This window comes from Stenotrophomonas sp. Steno-C17 (genome assembly GCF_056393165.1).
The window spans coordinates 1-21,979 of record NZ_JBWJPD010000030.1; the positions used below are offsets into that span (position 1 = coordinate 1).

Annotated in this window: 13 protein-coding genes; 4 read left to right on the forward strand and 9 right to left on the reverse strand. The window is 67.9% G+C overall.

Annotation, left to right across the window (positions count from 1 at the left end):
• Positions 1-62: 62 nt before the first annotated feature.
• From AC06FA_RS19115 to adh, 3 genes are all read right to left on the reverse strand, one after another.
• The gene (locus AC06FA_RS19115; protein WP_478069661.1) at positions 63-440 is read right to left on the reverse strand and encodes a DUF779 domain-containing protein; all 378 of its coding nucleotides are present in this window, start codon (positions 438-440) and stop codon (positions 63-65) included.
• Between the two features lie 115 nt (positions 441-555).
• Entirely contained in the window at positions 556-1,584 is a 1,029-nt protein-coding gene (gene adhP, locus AC06FA_RS19120) for an alcohol dehydrogenase AdhP (RefSeq protein ID WP_478069662.1), read from the reverse strand.
• 74 nt (positions 1,585-1,658) lie between these two features.
• Positions 1,659-3,188 (reverse strand): aldehyde dehydrogenase, encoded by a 1,530-nt coding sequence (gene adh, locus AC06FA_RS19125; RefSeq protein WP_478069663.1) that lies wholly within the window; start codon positions 3,186-3,188, stop codon positions 1,659-1,661.
• Between the two features lie 225 nt (positions 3,189-3,413).
• On the opposite strand from adh, the gene AC06FA_RS19130 reads away from it, so the two are divergent.
• Positions 3,414-5,288: a sigma-54-dependent Fis family transcriptional regulator gene (locus AC06FA_RS19130; RefSeq protein WP_478069664.1), complete on the forward strand. Its 1,875-nt coding sequence runs from the start codon at positions 3,414-3,416 to the stop codon at positions 5,286-5,288.
• Positions 5,289-5,483: 195 nt separating this feature from the next.
• Here the strand turns inward: AC06FA_RS19130 and eda are convergent, their stop codons facing one another.
• On the reverse strand, positions 5,484-6,122 hold the full coding sequence (gene eda, locus AC06FA_RS19135) for a bifunctional 4-hydroxy-2-oxoglutarate aldolase/2-dehydro-3-deoxy-phosphogluconate aldolase (protein WP_478069665.1): 639 nt from the start codon (positions 6,120-6,122) through the stop codon (positions 5,484-5,486).
• Positions 6,109-7,128, reverse strand: coding sequence for a sugar kinase (locus AC06FA_RS19140; RefSeq protein WP_478069666.1), 1,020 nt, complete (start codon positions 7,126-7,128; stop codon positions 6,109-6,111). The genes eda and AC06FA_RS19140 overlap by 14 nt, the downstream gene beginning before the upstream one ends.
• A gap of 285 nt (positions 7,129-7,413) precedes the next feature.
• Between AC06FA_RS19140 and AC06FA_RS19145 the strand changes: the two genes are divergently transcribed.
• The 3 genes from AC06FA_RS19145 (at position 7,414) to AC06FA_RS19155 (ending at position 17,477) form a co-directional block, all read left to right on the forward strand.
• Positions 7,414-10,194, forward strand: a complete 2,781-nt coding sequence (locus AC06FA_RS19145; RefSeq protein WP_478069667.1) for a TonB-dependent receptor — start codon at positions 7,414-7,416, stop codon at positions 10,192-10,194.
• 223 nt (positions 10,195-10,417) lie between these two features.
• The gene (locus AC06FA_RS19150; RefSeq protein WP_478069668.1) at positions 10,418-13,600 is read left to right on the forward strand and encodes a TonB-dependent receptor; all 3,183 of its coding nucleotides are present in this window, start codon (positions 10,418-10,420) and stop codon (positions 13,598-13,600) included.
• A 58-nt stretch (positions 13,601-13,658) separates the two neighbouring features.
• Entirely contained in the window at positions 13,659-17,477 is a 3,819-nt protein-coding gene (locus AC06FA_RS19155; protein WP_478069669.1) for a LamG-like jellyroll fold domain-containing protein, read from the forward strand.
• Positions 17,478-17,702: 225 nt separating this feature from the next.
• Here AC06FA_RS19155 and AC06FA_RS19160 read toward each other — a convergent pair whose 3' ends face one another.
• From AC06FA_RS19160 to AC06FA_RS19175, 4 genes are all read right to left on the reverse strand, one after another.
• Complete coding sequence (locus AC06FA_RS19160) at positions 17,703-18,290, reverse strand: cysteine dioxygenase family protein (protein WP_478069670.1); 588 nt, start codon at positions 18,288-18,290, stop codon at positions 17,703-17,705.
• Positions 18,291-18,411: 121 nt separating this feature from the next.
• Positions 18,412-19,269, reverse strand: a complete 858-nt coding sequence (locus AC06FA_RS19165) for a rhamnogalacturonan acetylesterase (RefSeq protein ID WP_478069671.1) — start codon at positions 19,267-19,269, stop codon at positions 18,412-18,414.
• Position 19,270: 1 nt separating this feature from the next.
• A complete protein-coding gene (locus tag AC06FA_RS19170) occupies positions 19,271-20,896 on the reverse strand; it encodes a carboxylesterase/lipase family protein (RefSeq protein WP_478069672.1) in 1,626 nt (541 codons plus the stop codon).
• Positions 20,893-21,927, reverse strand: a complete 1,035-nt coding sequence (locus tag AC06FA_RS19175) for an alpha/beta hydrolase (RefSeq protein WP_478069673.1) — start codon at positions 21,925-21,927, stop codon at positions 20,893-20,895. Before AC06FA_RS19175 ends, AC06FA_RS19170 begins: the two co-directional genes overlap by 4 nt.
• Between the last annotated feature and the right edge of the window lie 52 nt (positions 21,928-21,979).

Consider the following 21,979-nt stretch of genomic DNA (forward strand, 5'->3'; position numbering starts at 1 on the left):
AGTCGAGCAAGCTCGACTCTACGGGTGAGGCCAGTCGAGCAAGCTCGACTCTACCGCAGGGGTCATGCCTTGCCGGCGGCCTGCAAGGCGGCGAACTCTGCATCGCTGAACAACCGCGAGCGCACCAGGAAGCGCACTCCCTCGCCGTTCTCCAGCGAGAACATGCCGCCGCGGCCGGGCACCACGTCGATGATCAGCTGTGTGTGCTTCCAGTACTCGAACTGCGACGGGCTGATGTGGAACGGCGCGCCGCCGATCTCGCCCAGGCAGACGTCACGGTCGCCGACGATGAAATCGCCCTGTGCGAAACACATCGGCGAGGACCCATCGCAGCAGCCGCCGGACTGATGGAACAGCAGCGGGCCATGGCGTGCGCGCAGCGTGTCGATCAGCTGCAGTGCGGCCAGGGTGGCGGTGACCTGTGGCGGAAGGTCGTTCATGGTGGCCTCGTTCGAGGGTCAGAGCCCTCTGCCAGTGGCAGAGGGATCTGACCCCTTGCACAGCCGCCGCGCCCGTGGGAGAGGGGGACGGGCGCGGCAGCCGTGCGCGGGAGGGTCAGGCGGCGAAGTCCAGCACCACGCGGCCTTCAATGGTACCCGCATGCATGCGCGCGAACACGTCGTTGACGTTCTCCAGGCGGTCGGTGCTGACCGTTGCCGCCACCTTGCCCTCGGCGGCGAACAGCAGCGATTCCTGCAGGTCCAGGCGGGTGCCGACGATCGAACCGCGCACGGTCACGCCATTGAGCACCATGCCGAAGATATCCAGCGGGAAGTTGCCCGGCGGCAGCCCGTTCAACGACACGGTGCCGCCGCGGCGGACCATGCCCAGTGCCTGTTCGAACGCCTTGGGCGACACCGCGGTGACCAGTGCACCGTGCGCGCCGCCAATTTCCTTCTTCAGGAATGCAGCCGGATCGGTGCTGCGCGCATTCACTGTCACCTGCGCGCCAAGGCGCTGGGCAAGCTTCAGCTTGGCATCGTCCACGTCCACCGCCGCCACGTTCAGGCCCATGGCGCGTGCGTACTGCACGGCCATGTGGCCCAGGCCGCCGACGCCGGAAATCACCACCCAGTCGCCGGGCTTGGTGTCGGTCACCTTCAGGCCCTTGTAGACGGTCACCCCGGCGCACAGCACCGGCGCGATCTCCACGAAGCCCACTTCCCTGGGAAGCAGGCCGACATAGTTGGCATCGGCCAGTGCGTACTCGGCGAAACCGCCGTTGACCGAATAGCCGGTGTTGCGCTGTGTTTCGCACAGCGTTTCCCAGCCACCCAGGCAGTGTTCGCAATGGCCACACGCCGAGTACAACCAGGGGATGCCGACCCGGTCACCTTCCTTGATGTGGCCGACCCCGCCACCCACGGCCACGACGTGCCCCACGCCCTCGTGGCCGGGGATGAACGGCGGGTTCGGTTTCACCGGCCAGTCGCCCTCGGCGGCGTGCAGGTCGGTATGGCAGACGCCACAGGCCTCGATCTTGACCAGTACCTCGCCCGCCCCCGGGCGCGGTACCACCACTTCTTCGATGACCAGCGGCTTGCCGAACTCACGGACAACGGCGGCCTTCATGGTTCTGTTCATGCATGGATCTCCGTAGTGCGCTTGCGGACAGAATGGCGCCGGCGCAGAACCGGCGCCTTGATCACGATCAAACTTCAGAAGAAACCCAGCTTCTTCGGCGCGTAGCTCACCAGCAGGTTCTTGGTCTGCTGGTAGTGGTCGAGCATCATCTTGTGGTTCTCGCGGCCGATGCCCGACTGCTTGTAGCCGCCGAAGGCCGCGTGCGCGGGATAGGCGTGGTAGCAGTTGGTCCACACCCGCCCGGCCTGGATCGCGCGGCCGACCCGGTACAGGCGCGCCGCATCGCGGCTCCACACGCCGGCACCCAGGCCGTACAGCGTGTCGTTGGCAATCTGCAGGGCTTCTTCTTCGGTCTTGAAGGTGGTCACCGCCACCACCGGCCCGAAGATTTCTTCCTGGAAGATGCGCATGCGGTTGTGGCCCTTGAAGACGGTGGGCTTCACGTAGAAGCCGCCGGCCAGGTCGCCCTGCAGCGTGTTGCGCTCGCCGCCGATCAGCACTTCGGCGCCTTCCTGGCGGCCGATATCGATGTAGGACAGGATCTTTTCCAGCTGCTCGCTCGATGCCTGCGCGCCGATCATCGTGTTCGGGTCCAGCGGATCGCCCTGCACGATCGCCGCCACGCGCGCCAGCACGCGCTCGATGAATTTCTCGTAGATCGATTCCTGCACCAGTGCGCGCGAGGGGCAGGTACAGACCTCGCCCTGGTTCAGCGCGAACATCACGAAGCCTTCCACCGCCTTGTCGAGGAAATCATCGTCTTCGGCCATCACGTCCGCGAAGAAGATGTTGGGTGACTTGCCGCCCAGCTCCAGGGTGACCGGAATCAGGTTCTGGCTGGCGTACTGCATGATCAGGCGGCCGGTGGTGGTTTCACCGGTGAAGGCGATCTTGGCGATGCGCGGGTTGCTGGCCAGCGGCTTGCCCGCTTCCAGGCCGAAGCCGTTGACCACGTTCAGCACGCCCGGCGGCAGCAGATCGCCAATCACTTCCATCAGCACCAGGATCGAGGCCGGGGTCTGCTCGGCGGGCTTCAGCACCACGCAGTTGCCGGCGGCCAGTGCCGGCGCCAGCTTCCACGCCGCCATCAGCAGCGGGAAGTTCCATGGAATGATCTGCCCGACCACGCCCAGCGGTTCGTGGAAGTGGTAGGCCACGGTGTCGGCATCGATCTCGGACAGGCTGCCTTCCTGCGCGCGCAGGGCACCGGCGAAGTAGCGGAAGTGATCGACCATCAACGGCAGGTCGGCGTTGAGCGTTTCGCGGATCGGCTTGCCGTTGTCCCAGGTCTCGGCGTGCGCCAGCAGTTCCAGGTTCTGCTCGATGCGGTCGGCAATACGGTTCAGCACCAGCGCGCGCTGGGCAACCGGGGTGCGGCCCCAGCCCTCCTTGGCGGCGTGGGCCGCGTCCAGCGCCGCTTCGACGTCCTCGGCATTGGAGCGGGCCACTTCGGTGAACACCTGCCCGTTCACCGGCGAGGTGTTGTCGAAGTACTGGCCGCTGCGCGGCGCGACCCAGTCGCCGCCGATGTAGTTGCCGTAGCGCGGCTTGAAGATCGAACGCGGGTCGGTGGCATGCGGGCGGGTGGACGGTACGGCGTTCATGCGGGGCTCCCAACGGGTTGGCGTAGTGCCCGTGCTGGCGCAAGGACGGTGCCAACTGTGGCGTGCTGCAGCGCGTCACGAGGTCCTGCGGTGGCCTGCCTGCGGATCGGGTGCGCGGCTGCGGCGCTGCAGCAGGCCCCTTCCTTGCGGTCGAGCACGCGATGTGCTGTTAATCGGGACAGGTCCTGAAACAACTGTCGCAGAATGCGACACAGGAGGCTGTCGGTGTCCCCGCTTGCTCCCGACCCGCGCCTGGGCAGTGCCCGGCGCAGTTTCTTCGAACGCGGTGCGGCGCCGGTGGGCGCGGTGCCCGATGCCATCCTGCACTCGTGGCAGCGCTGCCAGCGCCATGGCCTGCTGGTGGACGCACAACCCAACGCCGAACCACTGACCGATGGTCGCCTGCGCGAGCTTCGTCAGCGCCGCGAGCGATTGTGGCGGCAGGCCCGGCCCGAGCTGGAAGGCTTGGCGGCGGAGATGACCCACAGCGGCAGCATCGTGCTGCTGACCGACGAGGATGGTTGGATCCTGGATGCCGAAGGCAGCACCGGCTTCCTGGACAAGGCCGGCCGCGTGGCGCTGATGCCGGGCGTGCGCTGGGACGAAACCAGCGTGGGCACCAATGCGATTGGCACCGCGCTGGTGGAAGGGCGCGCGCTGCAGGTGCGCGGTGGCGAACACTACTTCGCGCCGCACGGCATCCTCACCTGCTCGGCGGTACCGATCATGGACCCGCACGGGCAATGCCTGGGGGTGCTGGACGTATCCGGCGACGCGCGCCTGCCGCACCTGCACGCGCTGGCCCTGGTGCGGCAGGCGGTGGCCCAGATCGAACATCGCGGCTTCGCCGACGGGCTGCCCGACTGCGAGCTGCTGCGCCTGCACCATCAACCGGTGCTGCTGGGCAGTGCGCGGGAAGGCGTGCTGGGCTTCCGCGGTGGGCGCCTGGTGGCGGCCAACCGCGCCGGCCTGGCGCTGTTCGGGCTGGAGCGCCACGACATCGGGCGGACCCCGTATGAAGCCCTCTTCGAACAGCCCTTGTCACGCCTGGCCGACGATGGCGTGCTGCTGGACCGGCAGGGGCGCCGTCTGTATGGACAGCGCCAGCCACGCGCAACGCGGCGTGCGCACGCGGTACCGGTGCAGCGCGTGGCGCCTGCGCGCCCGGTCGTGGCGCCGGTCCCTCCCGGGCCACTGTTCGACGCCACCCAGCAGGGCCAGCTGGACGCCGCAGGGCGCGTGCTGCAGGCCGGCCTGCCGGTGTTGCTGCAGGGTGAAACCGGCACCGGCAAAGAGGTATTCGCACGCGAGCTGCATACGCGCAGCGTGCGCGCCGGTCGGCCCTTCGTAGCGGTGAACTGCGCTGCATTGCCTGAGGGCCTGATCGAATCGGAGCTGTTCGGTTACGAGGAAGGTGCCTTCACCGGTGCGCGCCGCCACGGCAGCACGGGGCTGCTGCGCCAGGCCGAGGGCGGTGTGCTGTTCCTGGACGAGATAGGCGACATGCCGTTGGCGCTGCAGCCCCGCTTGCTGCGCGTGCTGCAGGAGCGTGAGCTGTCACCGCTGGGCGGCGGCAAGCCGGTGAAGCTGGATTTCGCCCTGGTCTGCGCCAGCCACTGCGACCTGCCGCAGGCGGTGGCCGCCGGGCGCTTCCGCGCGGATCTGTACTACCGCATCGCCGACCACGTGGTGACCCTGGCACCACTGCGCCAGCATGCTGATCGCGGCGCGGTGGTCGATGCGCTGTGGCAGCAGCTGGGCCACGACCAGGCGCTGCCGGCTGCCACGCGTGCCGCGCTGGTGGCCTGTGCCTGGCCGGGCAACCTGCGCCAGCTCAGTGCCTGCCTGCGCACGCTGGTGGCGCTGGCCGGGCCGGGCCAACCGCCGGGTCCGGAACTGCTGCCCGACGTCGTGCGCAACGGTGTGGTGGATGCGCTGCCGCCCGTGGCGGCGCCCAATGCAGTACTGGGGGAGATTGCCGAAGCGGCGATGCGCCAGGCGCTGGCCGCGTGCGAGGGCAATGTAAGCGCAGCGGCCAAGCGGCTGGGAATCAGCCGCAGCACGCTGTACCGGCGGCTGGGCGCACCGCGCGGCGGTTGAACGCGCGGCAATGCCGGGTTTGCCCGACCCACCCGCTGGCAATGGCGGGCTTGCTCGACAAACCCGCCCCGTAGAGTCGAGCTTGCTCGACTGCTCTACGCGAAATGCCAGTCGAGCAAGCTCGACTCTACCAACGGCGCCGGTCTGCGAAGAAAGGCCAGTCGAGCAAGCTCGACTCTACCGGCGTGGTGGCCTTCAGCTGGCCAGCACCGAGGCCTGGCGTGCCAGGTCTTCGATGCCCTGCCAGTCGCGTGCCTGCACCAGCGCAGCGGTGGTCAGCCAGGAACCGCCCACGCACAGCACGTTGGGCAGGTGCAGGAACTGCGGCGCGGTCTGCACGCTGATGCCGCCGGTCGGGCAGAAGCGCACATCGGCGAACGGGCCGTGCCAGGCCGACAACAACGCCGCGCCCCCGGCCTGTACCGCCGGAAAGAACTTGAAGGTGTCCAGGCCGTGCTCGAAACCCACGATCAGTTCGGACCCGGTGGCCACGCCCGGCAGGTACGGCAGGTCCGCATCGCGAGCGGCGGCATACAGGGTGGGTGTTGCGCCGGGCGACACCGCGAAGCGCGCACCGGCCGCCTTCGCCGCCTGCATCTGCGCCGGGGTCATCACCGTGCCGGCGCCGACCACGGCGTCGGGCACGGCCTCGACCATCGCCTTGATCGCCTCCAGCGCGCGCGGCGTGCGCAGGGTCACCTCGATCACCGGCAGGCCGCCGCGGAACAGGGCCTGTGCCACCTGCACCGCGTCGTCCACGTCATCGGGGGTGAACACCGGGATCACCGGGGCCAGTTTCAGTACCGCACGTACGCGCGGATCAGCGCCGGACATCGAATCGCTCCTCGCCCACCAGGGCCAGCACGTCAGCTTCGCTGACAGGGTTGAAGTCGCCGGGGATCGAATGCTTCAGTCCGCCGGCGGCCAGGCCGAAGCGCACGGTGGCCTCGGCATCGAAGCCGGACAGGATGCCATGAAGGATGCCGGCCGCGAACGCGTCGCCGCCGCCGATGCGATCGACGATGCCCTGCAGCTGGCGCACCGGCGCCTGTGCCCGGGTGCCATCGCGGCCCAGCAGCAGCGCGCCAAGAGCGTGGTGGTCCACGCTGATCGCCTGGCGCTGGGTGCAGGCCATCCACTGCAGTTGCGGGAACGCCGCAAAGGCCGCGGCCGCTGCGGCGTCCACCTTGGCCACCACATCGGCCTGCTCGAACCGCTGGCCGAGGATCACCTCGATATCGCGGTAGTCGGCGAACACGATGTCGGCCTGCGCGAACAGCTGGTGCAGGATCGCCTGTGCATCGCCGCCCCAGCGCTGCCACAGCTTGGGCCGGAAGTTGCCGTCGAAGGACACGCGCACGCCCAGTGCGCGCGCTGCACGCGCTGCTTCCAGCGTGGCCTGCGCCACGTCCGGGCCCAGTGCCGGGCTGACCCCGGACAGGTGCAGCCACTGTGCGCCCTGCAGCAGTGCCGGCCAGTCGTAGTCGGCGGCGGTACTGCGGGCGAACGCCGAATCGGCGCGGTCGTAGACCACTTCACTGGCCCGCTGCACCGCGCCGGTGGTCAGGAAGTACAGGCCCATGCGGCCGTCCGGGTCCTGGCGCACACCGCGCGTGTCCACGCCATGGCGGCGCAGTTCGCCCAGTACGTGCGCGCCCAGCGCATTGCCGGCCACGGTGCTGACCATGGCCACCTCATGTCCGAAGCAGGACAAGGAGACACCCACGTTGGCTTCCGCACCGCCCCCGTGCACCTGCAACTGCGGCGACTGCAGCAGCAGCTCGCGCCCCGGCGCGCCCATCCGCAGCAGCAGTTCCCCGAAACACACGACACGACCCATTTCCGCTCCCTTACGCTGGCCGCCAGCAGACCCTGCTGCACGGCGTGGAATCGCACCACGCACCCGCGTGGCGGTTGACTATCGGTGTCATTCTAAATCCAACCGACCGTTGGCACAGCCTAGCAAACTGTCGGAAGCATTGTCCCGCAAGCATCTTGGAGACATTGCAGGTCTGTTGCGGTGCAAGATGCCGGAACCGGGACGTGCTGTTACCGTCCGCCTTGACCAGCGGTGTCATTCCGCTGAAACACTCGCGAGACCAGACCTTTGGGAGAGGGGAAAGGCATGCATTCTCGGAACCACGCAAAAAAGACACCGGTTACCTTGCTCGCCATGGCCGTCGGCCTGGCGCTGTCGGTAAACGCCGCGGCGCAGCAGCAGGGTGAAGCGCCCACCGCGACCAACCTGGACACGGTGAACGTCACCGGCTACCGCGCCAGCGTGGAAAAGGCGCTGGACATCAAGCGCAGCGAATCGGGCGTGGTCGATGCCATCGTGGCCGAGGATGTGGGCAAGTTCCCCGACCTGAACCTGGCCGAATCGCTGCAGCGCATTCCCGGCGTGGTCATCACCCGCGAAGCCGGCGAAGGCCGCAACATCTCGGTGCGCGGCCTGGGCCCGGATTTCACCCGCGTGCGCTTGAACGGCATGGAGGCGCTGACCACCGTGGGCGCCGGTGACCAGAGCGGCGGCACCAACCGCGGCCGCGGCTTCGACTTCAACGTGTTCGCCTCGGATCTGTTCTCGCAGATGATCGTGCGCAAGACCGCCTCGGCCGACGTCGAGGAAGGTTCGCTGGGCGCCACGGTGGACCTGCGTACCGCGCGTCCGTTCGACTACGACGGCTTCACCTTCGCTGCCAGTGGCCAGGCCGGCTTCAATGCGATGGCTGAAAAGGCCGACCCGCGCATGGCCGCGCTGATCGCCAACACCTTCGCCGATGGCACCTTCGGCGCATTGCTGTCGGTGGCCTATTCCGAACGCCAGGCGCTGGAAGAAGGCTCCAACACCGGGCGCTGGGCCAACGGCACCAGCAACGGTGGTTTTGCCGCCAGCCCGCTGTTCCCGGCCGCACGCAGCGCCGATGTGTATCACCCGCGCTTCCCGCGCTACGTGCAGATGGAACACGAGCAGAAGCGCCTGGGCGTGACCGGTTCGCTGCAGTGGAAGCCGACCGATCGCACCGAGATCTCGCTCGATACGCTGTACTCGAAGATCGACGCCACGCGCGACGAGCACTACATCGAAGCGATTTCCTTCAGCCGCAACCGCGATGCGGCTACCGGCGCCAACCGCCGCCCCGACCGCGACGGCAAGCCGGTGACCGTGGTGCGCAACGGCGAGATCCGCAACAACGCGCTGGTCTACGGTGAATTCGACAACGTCGACATCCGCAGCGAGAACCGCCACGACGAATGGAGCACCGAGTTCAAGCAGGCCAGCCTGAACTTCGATCACCGCTTCAATGATGCGTTCTCGCTCAACGGCAAGGTCGGTGTCTCGCGCTCCAAGCACGAGAACCCGGTGCAGACCACCATCATCATGGACAAGTACGATGTGGATGGTTACAGCTACGACTACCGTGGCAACAGCCGTGCGCCGGTGCTGAACTACGGCATCGACCCGACCAACCCCAATGGCTGGGAGCTGGCCGAGATCCGCCTGCGCCCGCAGTACGTGGACAACGATTTCGACACCGCCGAAGTCAACTTCAACTGGAACATCAGCCCCGGCTTCCGCCTGAAGGGCGGCGTGCTGGCCAAGAACTACACGTTCGACACGCTGGAGCTGCGCCGCAACAGCGAAGGCGCGGTACCGACCTTCGCCAATGGCTCGCGCATCGTGCCGGTGGACCTGACCAGCCAGGCCGGTCTGAAGGGCATCTCCGGTTCGCCGTCGAGCTGGGTGGTGCCCAACCTGGATGCCGTGGCCGATGCGCTGGATATCTACAGCAACACCGGCACGTTCGCGCTGGCACCGCGTGCCAACAACAGCCGCAGCGTGGAAGAGAAAGACCGTGGCGTCTGGCTGATGGGTGAGTTCTCCACCGATCTGGGCAGCATTCCGCTGTCGGGCAACTTCGGCGTGCGCTACGTGCAGACCGAACAGACCTCCAGTGGCGCGGCCACCGTGGGCGGCGTGCTGGTGCCGGCCACCACCAACCGCAAGTACAACGACACCCTGCCCTCGTTCAACCTGGTGGCCGAGATCACCCCGGACTTCCTGATCCGCCTGGGCGCGGCCAAGGTGATGAGCCGACCGGGCCTGGGCAACCTGACCCCCGGCGTGACCGTGGCCGTGGCCGGCGGCGCGCGCACCGTGGCCGGCGGCAACCCGAACCTGGATCCGTTCCGCGCCACCAACGTGGACATGAGCTTCGAGTGGTACTTCAACGAAGGCGCGATGGCCGGCATCGGCCTGTTCTACAAGGACATCGAATCGTTCGTGCAGACCACGCGCGAAGTGCGTCCGTATTCCACCAGCGGCCTGCCGGCCAGCCTGCTGGAAGGTACCGGCGCCTCGGTCAACGATGACTTCACCTTCAGCATTCCGCTGAACACCCCGGGTGGCGAGCTGTACGGCGTGGAAGCCAACTACACCCAGCCCTTCACCTTCCTGCCCGGCAAGTGGTCGAACCTGGGCATACAGTTGAACTACACCTGGGTCGACACCAGCATCCAGTACGTGAACGGCAACGGCGTGGCGGTGATGAAGAACCAGCTGACCGGCACCTCGAAGAACGCCTGGAATGCCACGCTGTTCTACGAAGGCGAGGTCTGGTCGGGGCGCGTGTCGGCCACCAACCGCAGCGATTACCTGACCCAGGCACCGGGCCAGGAAACCGGCTTCAACCTGGATGGCTACCACGGCATGACCGGCACCACCGTGCTGGACGCTTCGATCCGCTACCGCATCAGCGACCAGCTGGAACTGAGCCTGGAAGGCATCAACCTGACCAACGAAGCGTCCGACGAGTGGGTGTACTCCCCCACCACCGGCCAGCTGCCGCTGCAGTACACCGAAACCGGCCGCCAGTACCTGCTGGGCGTGCGCTACAAGTTCTGATCCAGCCGCGGCGGCGTGTGCGCACGCCGCCGCATTCCCGTGCAACGACACACCGCTGCGGCGCACTGCTGCGGCGCAAGATGCCGCGTCCCATGTGCTTTGTTACGTTCACGCATGACCCGCGGTGTCAGCACGTCGTTGCACCCGCGTCGTGCCGGAGGAGGCCGGCACGACGCAGCAACGCACCTGCAACGCTTGAGGACACCCTGGGAGGGGATTTCAGATGGATTCGTCGCTCGCGCTTCACCGCGGCCGCGCGCCGCTCACCGTGCTTGCCCTGTCGATCGGCCTGGTGCTGTGCCAGACCGCCCATGCACAGCAGACCCCGGAAGCGGCCGCGTCTGCGCCCGATGCGGTGGACCTGGACAAGGTGGTGGTGAAAGCCACCTACCGTGAAAGCCTGCAGCAGTCGCTGGACGAGAAGCGCTACAGCGTCGAGCAGGTCGATGCGATCTACGCCGAGGACATCGGCAAGTTTCCCGATCTGAACCTGGCCGAATCGATGCAGCGCATCGCCGGCGTGTCGATCGACCGCGAAGGCGGCGAAGGCCAGCAGATCTCCGTGCGCGGCCTGGGTTCGGACTTCACCCGCGTGCGCATCAATGGCCTGGAAGCGCTGTCCACCGCCGGCAGCGGCACCACCGGCGTCAACCGCAGCCGTGGCTTCGACTTCAACACCTTCGCCTCGGAACTGTTCAGTCGGGTCAAGGTGAACAAGACCCAGTCGGCGCAGATGGATGAGGGGTCACTGGGCGCCACCGTCGATCTGCGCGCCTCGCGGCCGTTTGACTACGACGGTTTCCAGGCCTCGCTGAACGGCCAGTACGGCTTCAACGAACTGTCGCGCAGCAAGGACCCGCGGGTGTCGGCACTGTTGAGCAACACCTGGGCCGATGGCCGCTTCGGCGCACTGATGTCGGTGGCGTGGAGCAAGCGCACCATCTTCGAGGAAGGCTACAACCCGGTCCGCTGGGAACATGGCAACTACCGCAACTCCAACCAGTCCACCGCTGCCAACAACGGCACCTACGGCTTCTGCAGCCCGGTGGGCTACAACCCGCAGACACCGCGCAACCCGGCCAGCAATGAAACCGCGCAGGGCGTCGGCAGTGCCGCCAACCAGGCGCGCAACAACGGCTGGGGCAGCTACGGCATCGACGCCACCCACTGTGGCACCGGCATCGACCGGCCGGCGGCCACCGCAGAAAACATCGCCGCCTACGAAACCGCCACCAACGCCTGGATCCCGCGCTACCCGCGCTACGTGCGCACCGAGCACGAGATCGAACGACTGGGCGTGACCGGCGCGCTGCAGTTCCGTTTCAGCCCCGACAGCCTGCTCAACCTGGACCTGATGTACTCGCGGCTGGATAAGGACCAGCGCGAAGACTCGCTGGGCGCCAACCTGCACCGCACCGCGCAGTACGGCGGCAAGACCCAGATCGCCGTGCGCGAAGCGCAGGTGGATGCGCAGAACCGGCTGGTCTACGGCGTGTTCGACAACGTGGATTTCCGTACCGAATCGACCTCGATCGAAGAGAGCACCGAGTTCAAGCAGGCCAGCCTGAACTTCGAGCACCGCTTCAACGACGCCGTGCGCCTGGACGCGCTGGTCGGCCATTCCTCGTCCAGCTTCGAACGCCCCGTGTTCTCCATGGTCAGCTTCGACAACAGCAACCTGGATGGCTTCGTGCTGGACATGCGCAACGGCGCCAGCATGCCGTCGATGACCTTCCCGTTCGCGCTGGGCGATGCCGCGTCGTGGCAGTGGCTGGGCTATGGCACCGCGCCGGTGAACGCCAACGGCACCGCACGCGGCGGCAACATCAGCGAAGTGCGGCTGAACCCGCAGTACGTCGACAACACGTTCGACACCGCCAAGGTCGACCTGACCTTCAACCTCTCGCCCACCTTCACCCTGCGCGGCGGCCTGGCCTACAAGGACTACGGCATGAGCACGCAGGAGTACCGCAACATCAGCTACGGACGCATGTCGCAGGCGCTGCCCAACGGCGTGGGCGTGGGTGACCTGTCCACCACCCTGGACGGCTTCGGCAAGGGCCTGGATGGCAACACGCCCAATGGCTGGTTGATTCCCGACTTCAGCCGCATCGCCGAACTGCTGGATATCTACTGCAACTGCAACACCGGCACGCTGGGCGGCGACTACCGGCTGGCCGGCGTGGGCCACTACGGCGCATCGAACAACAACTTCGATGTGACCGAGAAGAGCTACGCCAGCTATCTGCAACTCGATTTCAATACCGAGCTGTGGGACCGGCCGTTCCGAGGCAACCTGGGCCTGCGCTACGTGCGCACGCAGATCGATGCCAGCGGCTACGCGCCGTGCCAGGCGGCCAGCAGCACCGATCTGTCGTCGGCCTGCGAACCGTTTCTGGGCGTGGCCAGCGCTACGGCCGATGCCGGTGAGCGCCTGCTGGTCGGCACCACCGTTGCCCACCGCTACGACGACTGGCTGCCTTCGCTGAACCTGGCGTGGGACCTGACCGACACCTTCGTGCTGCGCTTCGGCGCGGCCAAGACCATGGCCCGCCCCACCCTGTCCAACCTGTCGCCCAGCGTCAGTGGCGGCCCGACCGCCTTCGTCGATGAAGACCGCTACTACTCGATCAACCTGGGCAACCCCAAGCTCGATCCGTTCCGCTCCACCAACTATGACCTGAGCGCGGAGTGGTACTTCCAGGAAGGCGCGCTGCTGTCGGCGGCGGTGTTCTACAAGGATATCGAGACCTACGTGCAGCGCACCCGCCTGCTGACCACCTGGCAGGACATGGGCTATTCGCTGGACCTGCTGCCGGCCGGTTTCAGCCCGAACTCGCTGTTCAACGTGCAGAGTTACTTCAACACGCCGGGTGGCCCGCTGAAGGGCTACGAGCTGACCTACCAGCAGCCCTTCAGCTTCCTGCCGGGCTTCTGGAAGAACTTCGGCATCCAGCTGAACTACACCCACGTCGATTCGAAGATCAAGTACCTCTTCAGTTCCGGCAGCGGCGACACCATCGTCACCACCTACACCGAGAACGATCTGCTGAACCTGTCGCCGAACTCGTACAACGCCACCCTGTACTACGACGATGGCCGCTTCAGCGCGCGTGTTTCCACCAGCTACCGCGACGCCTACATCAACCAGATCCTGACCCAGGAGAACGTCTGGGACCTGGACGGCAACCAGTACGCCACCGCCGACGTGACTGGCAAGTACAGCGTGGAGAACGTGGATTTCAACATGTCCTGGAAGTTCAACAAGCAGCTGACCGTCAGCTTCGAGGCGATCAACCTGCTGGACAGCGCCGATGAGCGTTACGTGGACTCGGCCCTGTCCCTGCCCGACCGCTACACCCATACCGGTCGCCAGTACTACCTGGGGCTGCGCTACAAGTTCTGAGCCCCTGCCTGCCTTGCCGTACCGCTGCACCGTCGAATGCTGCTGAAAGGAAGGTTCCATGCACCGCACTGCTTCTGCTTCGTCCCGTCCGCGCCGCCGCCTGCTGGTCGCCGCGCTGCTGCTGGCCAGCGCCCTGCCTGCGGCGGCCGCTGCACCGCCCACGCTGCTGTTCCACGTGGATGCCAACCAGGGACTGACGGCCGTGACGGCGCAGGGCGAGGCGGTGCCGAACTTCCGCGACAAGGCCGCCGTGGTGGACGACGGTGCACGCGGCAAGGCGATCCAGTGGGAAGATGACGGCGTGCTGGCCTGGGATGCGCCCGGCAACATCCAGGCCCAGCGCGGCACCCTGGCCTTCGACTGGCGCCCGCGCTATGCGGTGGGCGAAGCACCGTTCGTGATCTTCCGCGTGGGCTATGCCGATCACAGCAGCTGGGACATGGCCTGGCTGCGCATCGACTGGAACGGCCATGGCTTCGATGCGTTCGTGACCGATGCCAACCTGGCACGCAGCCGCGTGTCGTTCCGCATGGACACGCCGCCGCGGCCCGACCAGTGGCTGCACCTGGCGTTCGCCTGGGACGAGGACCTGGGCGTGCGCCTGTTCGTGGACGGGCGCGAAGTGGCGCGCACGCAAGCCACCGGCGATTTCGACGCCGCGCTGGACCAGTTGGGTTTGGCCGGGCGGGTGATGGCGCCCTACCAGGTGCAGAGCCGCTACAACTTCCTGCGCGGCAGCGACTTCCAGCACATCCGGGTGTACGACCGCATGCTGGACGGCCCCGCCGTGGCGGCGCTGGCACGCGGCCAGGCACCGGCCAGCGCGGTGGCGGCGGTCACCGACGAACGCGCCTGGCGCCATCGCTTCGGCTGGGAAGGCGCCGCACCGCCTGCGTTGTCGGCCACGGGCACGCGCATCCGCAAGATCGAGTTCGCCGACACCCGCGACCTGAAAGCGTGGATGTGGAAGGCCACTGACGGCATTGCCGAAACCACCTGGCCCGGGGTCTACAACCGCTCGCGCCTGCCCGGCCGCAACGACTACTTCCAGTTGCCGGACTGGAACACCTACGTTGAAAGCGGCCAGCACCTGGACCTGACCCTGCCGGTGGGCGAGACGGTGAACCGGGTGGAGATCCGCGGCGCGGCCTTCGGCACCCTGGCCCACGGCGCCGACGCCGCGCACGCCACCCAGGTGCTGGCCACGCGCGCACAGGGCGTGGTGCGCAGCGTGCAGGACATTCCCGCGCAGACCGGCGGCGTGCTGCGCTTCAGCAACGTGGAGCAGGAAACGCCGATCCAGGAGATCTGGGCCTACAACGTGAGCGAGGGCGCCGAGCCCGAAGGCACGGTGAAGCAGACCTACATCATCGACAGCCAGGCCCTGCCCGACTACACCAACCTGGACGCCCTGCGCCGCTACATCGACGGCCGTTATCCGGCCGCCGAACGCAGCACGGTGATGGCCCTGCCGAAGGGTGCCGGTTCACGCCGCCGCAGCGCCGATACGCTGCCGGCGCAGCCGCGCCCGATCGTGCACGTGCTGATTCCCTCCGGCGTGGGCGATGCGCCGGCCAACCAGCCGTTGATCCGCAGCTGGGCCTACAGCTGGGAAAACATGCACGACGGACTGGATGGCGTGGCCATCGATCTGCCCGCGCTGGATCTTCCGGCCACGCATGACGGCCTGATTCCACTGAACATCCGCATCAAGGACCCGATCTGGCCGGCGCGCGACATGATCGATGTCTCGGTGTCGGTGCAGCCCGGCCAGAAGCGCACGCTGTGGCTGGACCTGCGCGACCGCATCCTGACCCCCGACAGCCTGTGGCTGAGCATCGCCTCGGCGGCACCGGGCTTCGATGCCGCTGCGCTGGATGGCGCGCAGGTGCGCCTGGTGTTCAAGCCGCGCGCCGAAGCGCTGAAGGAACACGTGGCCGACCGCTTCAACCAGGTGCGCGACAACTGGGGCTTCCTGGTGGAAGAGCACACCACGTCCAAGCGGCAGCGCCTGTACGCACGCGTTTATGCCGACCTGAGCGATCTGCTGCGGGTGGACCCGGACCACGAACTGGGGCGGTTGTACTGGAACTACATCAGCTACAACAGCCAGGGTCGCCCGCCCTTCGATGCACCGCAGGTGCCCAAGGGCGTGCCCGCCTGGGCCTTCCACCAGCTGCAGGACCTGGCCCAGGTGCGGCAGTTCATCGATTGGTGGATCGACGAACGCCAGGTGGCCTACGGCGATTTCGGCGGCGGTATCTCCGACGATTCCGACCTGACCCAGCAGTGGCCGGGCCTGGCCCTGATGGGCGTGCAGCCGGATCGCCTGAACGCCTCGCTCACCGCACTGTCCGATGCGGTGTACCGCAATGGCATGTTCAGCAATGGCCTGAGCACCATCGAAACCGACGAACTGCATTCCTACGAGGAAGGCATCAACACCAACAGCGCCATGCTCTACCTCAACTGGGGCGACCCGCTGACGGTGGAGCGGCTGATGGAAACGGTGAAGGCGTTCGACGAACGCATCATCCTGCGCAACCCGCAGGGCCATCTGCTGTTCTCCAGCAACTGGTTCGGTGGCAACAAGGTCTACCGCGAACCGAACTGGCAGTGGCAGAAGCCGTACTCCTTCCCGGTGCTGCACCCGGCGTTCCTGCTCGGCCAGTACAACGCCGATCCAACCGGCCGCAAGCTGGTGATCGGCCTGGCAGACGGCTACCTGGCCCACGCCGGCCGCGACGACAAGGGCCGCTTCACCCTGCCCAACGAGATCAACTGGGCCACCGGTGCCACCCGCGGCGGTGAACTGAACAACGGTTCGGGCAGCGGCGACATCATGCATACGTTCTGGGCGGCGTGGCGCTGGACCGGCGATGCGAAGTACCTGCAGGCGCTGGATTACCGCGTGGCCCGTGGCGGCCCGGGCGCGCTGGCCAACCTGGGCGAGAACTACGTGGAGGTGCTGGGCCGCCAGCAGGACTGGTATCCGCAGCTGACCGCCGATGCGAAGGCCGGCAAGACCGGCTTCGCCAGCCTGATGGCCTGGCAGGCCACCGGCGACCTGCAGTACATCGATGCGCTGCATGCCGATGGCGTGCAGGCCAAGGCGCAGCGTGCGTACATGAACACCGAAGGCCACTGGTGGTCCGATCGGGTGGAAGCACCCAGCGAATTCCTGCAGCGCGCCCGCCTGGGCGGCATCGCGCTGAAGCGCAACCAGAGCTGGCCGGGGCACACGGTCAGCTGGCGATTCGACCGCGACGGCGCCGCCGAGCAGGTCGCGCTGCTGGTGCATGCGCCGTCCCGCGAGCGCTTCACGGTGACCAGCCATACCCTGGGCAACCGCACCATCGGCGCCGACATGACCGGTTGGAACGTAGCCAGCGGCACCTGGCGCATCCGCAGCGGCGTGGATGCCGACGGCGATGGGCGCATTGACGGTACGCCGCGCGAACGCACGGTGCAGCTGGAAACCAGCACCTCGGTGCCGATGCAGTTCCGCCCGGGCCGTACCGAAGTCTTCGAGTTCGAGCGGGTGAGCGCGGGCACGCCGGTGGAAACCCGCCCGGACCTGGGCATCGGCCGCGGCGATGTGCGCGTGGACGGCCGCCAGGTACATGTGACCGTGCACAGCCTGGGCCATGTCGGCAGCGGCGTGGGCGTGGCAGTGCTGGAAGACGCGCGTGGCCGCGAGATCGCCCGCAGCGACGTGCCGGCCATGGCCGCACCGACCGACCTGCAGCCGAAGACCGAGGTGGTGTCGTTGCCGTTGCCGGCCGGTGACCGCAGCGGCCTGCGCGTGCGCGTTGCCTTGGCCGATGGCGGCGAAGAAGTGACCCGGTTGAACAACGTGGCCGACGTGCCGCGTTGAGGGGGCGCGCGGAGGCGGCAACGCCCGGGTGTTGAACAACGTGGCCGACGTACCGCGTTGAGGAGGCGCGCGGGGGCCGCAACGCCCGGCGTTCGTAGAGTCGAGCTTGCTCGACTGCTCTTCGCATGGCGCCAACAGCAGTCGAGCAAGCTCGACTCTACGAAGCAGCGCAGCGCCCAGCCGGTTGAACAACGTGGCCGGCGTGCCGCGTCCGGCGGCACGCGGTCACGCCGCGTCGGTCTCCATCATCTTCACCCGGCGCTGATACCAGCCGTCGCCCAGTGGATCGAACACTGCGCTGCGTTCCATCACGCCCTGGTACACGTGCACCGACACGGCCACCTCGTCATCGCTGGCGTTGCGCAGCGTGTGGTACTCGTGCGGCGGAATCAGGCTGCCGGCGCTGCCGCGGTAGCCGTACAGCGCTTCCTGCGCGGCGAAGCGGTGGCGTTCGCCCTGCCGTTCCAGCAGCGCATACGGGGTAACGATCAATTCGCCCTGCCAGACCCCCTCCACGCACCACATGGCATCGTGGTCGTGCAGCGGCGTGCCCTGCCCCGGGCCCCAGCACATGGCGATGACGCTGTAGCCCAGCGTCGGGCTGCGGTGCAGCTCGCGCCGGGCGTAGTGGCCGTCCACCGGGCGGCGTACGCAGGGCGGTAACTGGATCTGTGGATCGGCGATGGCCTCGCGCAGCACGCGCTGCAGGGCGCCAGTGATCGCGCGTGGATCGGCCAGGCAGACGGCGCCGTCGATGGCCGCAAGCAGGCGCTCCCGGCCCGCAAACGGCAGTGGTGTGAATCGCTCTCCCATGCCAGCCAGTCTAGGCGAGCGGGGTTAACAGAATGTTGTCATCCGCGCGCGCAGTCGGCCATAAAGCCAAATGCGACAGTTTTTGCCGAAAATTGCAGAAAATGGCGTGCGAATCGCGACATCATGGCAGCAGCAACGGGCGCAGCGCCGGCACCTCGCGGGCCAGCTCGGTCGCCACCAGGCTGGCGAACACCGCCGCGCCGTCCGCACCCAGATGGGTGTAATCGAAGGCCCGCTTGGCCTGCCCCATCGGTTCCAGGGCGGCGTTCTGCGCTGCCGCCGGTGCACCGGCCACGGCCGGGCTGGCGCCCACCGTGGTGCCGTCCAGCGCACTGGCCACCTGCGCCTGGTTGGCCGGTGCCTGCGCCAACTGCATGGCCGGCACCGGCCCCAGCGCCTGCACCAGCGCGCGGCTGCGCGCATGCAGGTCCACCAGCGGCACGTGCAGTTCGCGCGCCACCGCACGCACGCTGTCGGCCCAGGGCGCCAGATCATCCACCAGCACGCCATCGACGAACTGGCGGCGGGTAAGCGGGGTCAGCAGCACCGGCTGGGCACCGGCGGCGCGCACCTGCTGCACGTAGCGCCGCAGGTTGTCGGGGAACTCGTGCTGCAGATCGGTGGAACGCCCCGGCTTGCCCGGCTGGTCGTTGTGGCCGAACTGGATCAGCACCCAGGTGGCGGCGTAGCCGGGTGTGCGCATTTCCGCCTCGACCAGCGACCACGAGCCTTCGGCGCGGTAGTTGTACGTGCTGCGACCGCCGCGGGCCAGATTCAGGCAGGCCGCGAACGAGGTCACATGGTCGGCGCAGAAGCGCGGTCCCCAGCCCCCCTGCACGGCGGTGGTGGAATCACCCACCAGCACGATCTTGCTGGCGCGGATCGGCGTGGGCGGCGGACGATCACTGATCGATGGATCGACCGCGGCCTGGGCAGCGCTGGTCGCCAGCAGGGCCAGCAGGACAGACAGAACACGCATCTCAAGCAGTTCCTCGTTGCAGGAAAGGCACGCGCTGGTAGAGCTCGCGCTCGCCACCACGCGGGTCATCGGCGCCGCGGCTGTGCACGTCGAACAGCATCGTGCGCCGCTGCGGCAGGCTGTACGGCGCCCATGCCGGCAGACCGGCATGGTTGGGATCGCCGTGGCGGGCAAAGGCGATCAGCGCATCGCTCATGCGCGCCGCCAGTGCACGCGCCTCGCTGCCGCCGCCGGTGCGCGCGCTGGGCAGCCCGGCGTTGTCGAACACCAGCGGGATATCCAGCGTATGGAAGGCGCGCAGGCGGCCCTCCTCCACCGGCGAAGGCCAGTCCAGCTGGTAGGCCCAGGTGGGCGCGGCGCCAGCCGATTGCCGTGCACGCGACTCCAGTTCCTCCACTGCGCCGCGCCATGAACGGCCGGCGGTGGTGGCGGCGAAGAACACCTCCGACGCCGTGTAGTGCGGGTACATGCGCCGATACGCCTCGATCACCACCGACGGCAGCAGGTCCACGAACTGCTGCTTTTCCAGTTGCGCCGGCAGGGTGTCCCAGTCCAGCGCGAAGTTGGCCGGGTCATTGCCCAGGAACGCGCGGGTCTCGTCGCGGGTGTTGCCGATCACCATCGGGATGGCCGCCGATTGAGCCGGCGCCTGCGGCCAGAACGGATGCACCGGCAGTACCACCTCGTCCAGCACCGGACCGAAGTACAGCGCGGTGTCTTCCACCCGCGACGGATCGCGGGCCCGGATGGCGGCCAGCAGATCGGCGGTCGGCAGGCGCAGCAGCGCCGTCATGTCCGCCGCCCCTACGGTCTGCATGGCCAGCGCGGCGCGCTGCGCCGCTGCACGCGGACCGGCCGCGGTCACCTGTTGTCCGCTCATGGTCCACGCGCGCTGGAACAGGCCGCGCGCGGCGGGCATGGCCATCAGCGTGGCGATCTTGGCGCCACCCCCGGACTGGCCGAACACGGTGATGTTGTCGGCGTCGCCGCCGAACACGGCCGCATGCGCGCGTACCCAGTGCAGGGCCTGCACCAGATCCAGCTGGCCCGCGTTGCCGGACATCGCGTAGCGCGGGTCGCCCAGCGCGCCCAGGTACAGATAGCCGAAGGTATTCAAGCGGTGGTTCAGCGTGACCACCACCACATCGCCGCGCCGGCACAATGCACTGCCGTCGTACAGCGGGTCGCTGCCCGAGCCGTTGTTGAAGCCGCCACCGTGGATGTACAGCAGGATCGGGCGGCGCGCGCCGTCGTTCAGTGCCGGGGTCCATACGTTGAGGAACAGGCAGTCTTCGCTGCCCGGACCTTCGCCGCCGCCCTGCGGTGCCGCCGCGCCGTACTCCAGTGCATCGGCAATGCCGCGCCACGGCGCCTCCGGCCGCGGCGGCTGGAAGCGGTAGGCACCGGTGTCGGCGCCGTAGCGCAGGCCACGGAACACGTGAACGCCCTGCTCGCGCTGGCCGCGCACGCGGCCGCCACGCACCCGTGCCACGACCTGCGTATCGGCGCGCGGGCCAGGCACCGCCAGCGCCGCAGGCAGCGCTGCCACCGTGGCCGTGGCCAGTGCCCAGCGCGCACTGTCGCGCAGGAAACGGCGGCGCTGCAGATCGTTCGGCGCGGTGTTCATCGGCTACCCCGGGGTCGGATTCCCTCTCCACCGGTGAGGGGCTCTGGCCCCACCCCCGTTTCACTCCCCGCCAGCCACGCCTGCGCCAGCGCCGGCCACAACGCCAGCGTGGAACCGGGCGCAATGCGCATGCCGAATCCATGCCCGCCATGCGCGAACAGGTGCAGTTCGTGCTCCACCCCGGCTTCGGCCAGTGCCTGCGCCATCAGCGCGCTGTTGTGCACGCTCACCACGGCATCGTCATTGGCATGCACCAGCAGGGTCGGCGGCATGTCCGCGCGCACCTGCCGCTGCATTGAATACTGCGCTGCCAGCCCCGGATCCGCTTGTTCGCCCAGCAGGCGCGTGCGCGAACCGCTGTGTGCATGCGCACCCATGTCGATGACCGGATACACCAGCACCGCCCGTGCCGGTCGCGCGCTCAGCTGATCGATCGCATCGCGCGCCGGGTAGGCCGGAACATCGAAGCCGGTGGCCAGCCGTGCCGCCACATGTCCGCCGGCGGAGAAGCCCATTACCGACACGCGCTGTGCATCCAGCCCACGCTGGGTTGCCTGCGCACGCACCACGCGCATCGCACGCTGTGCATCGGCCAGCGCGGCCTGGCGATCGCGGCCCGGCTGCGGCAGCCGGTAACGCAGCACGAACAGCGTGTAGCCGGCGCGGTCCACCCACTCGGGCAGCAAGGCGCTGTCTTCCTTGTCGATCACCACGCGCTGGTAGCCGCCGCCGGGAATCACCAGCAGGGCACGGCCGTTGCTGCGCGCAGGGGTGTGCACCAGCAGGTACGGCGCGTCCACCTGGTCGACGTAGCGGTCAGGGTGTGCCGGGTCGCGGCTGCGTTCGACCACCCGTGGCGGCCTGGGCTTCCCGTGTTCGCCGGGCACCTGCCCGGCTGGCCACAGCGCGATCTGCTCGCCCGCCAGCTCCTGGCCGGGCCGCTCGCCTTCGCGCAGTGGCGTGGCGCCACCGATCAACGGTGCGGCCAACAGCAGACCGCACAACAACAGCACCACAGGACGCAGACGCATGGCAGGCAAAGGCTCCGAAGGCAGGGGACAGCGTGCCCCAAGGCAAGGTCCG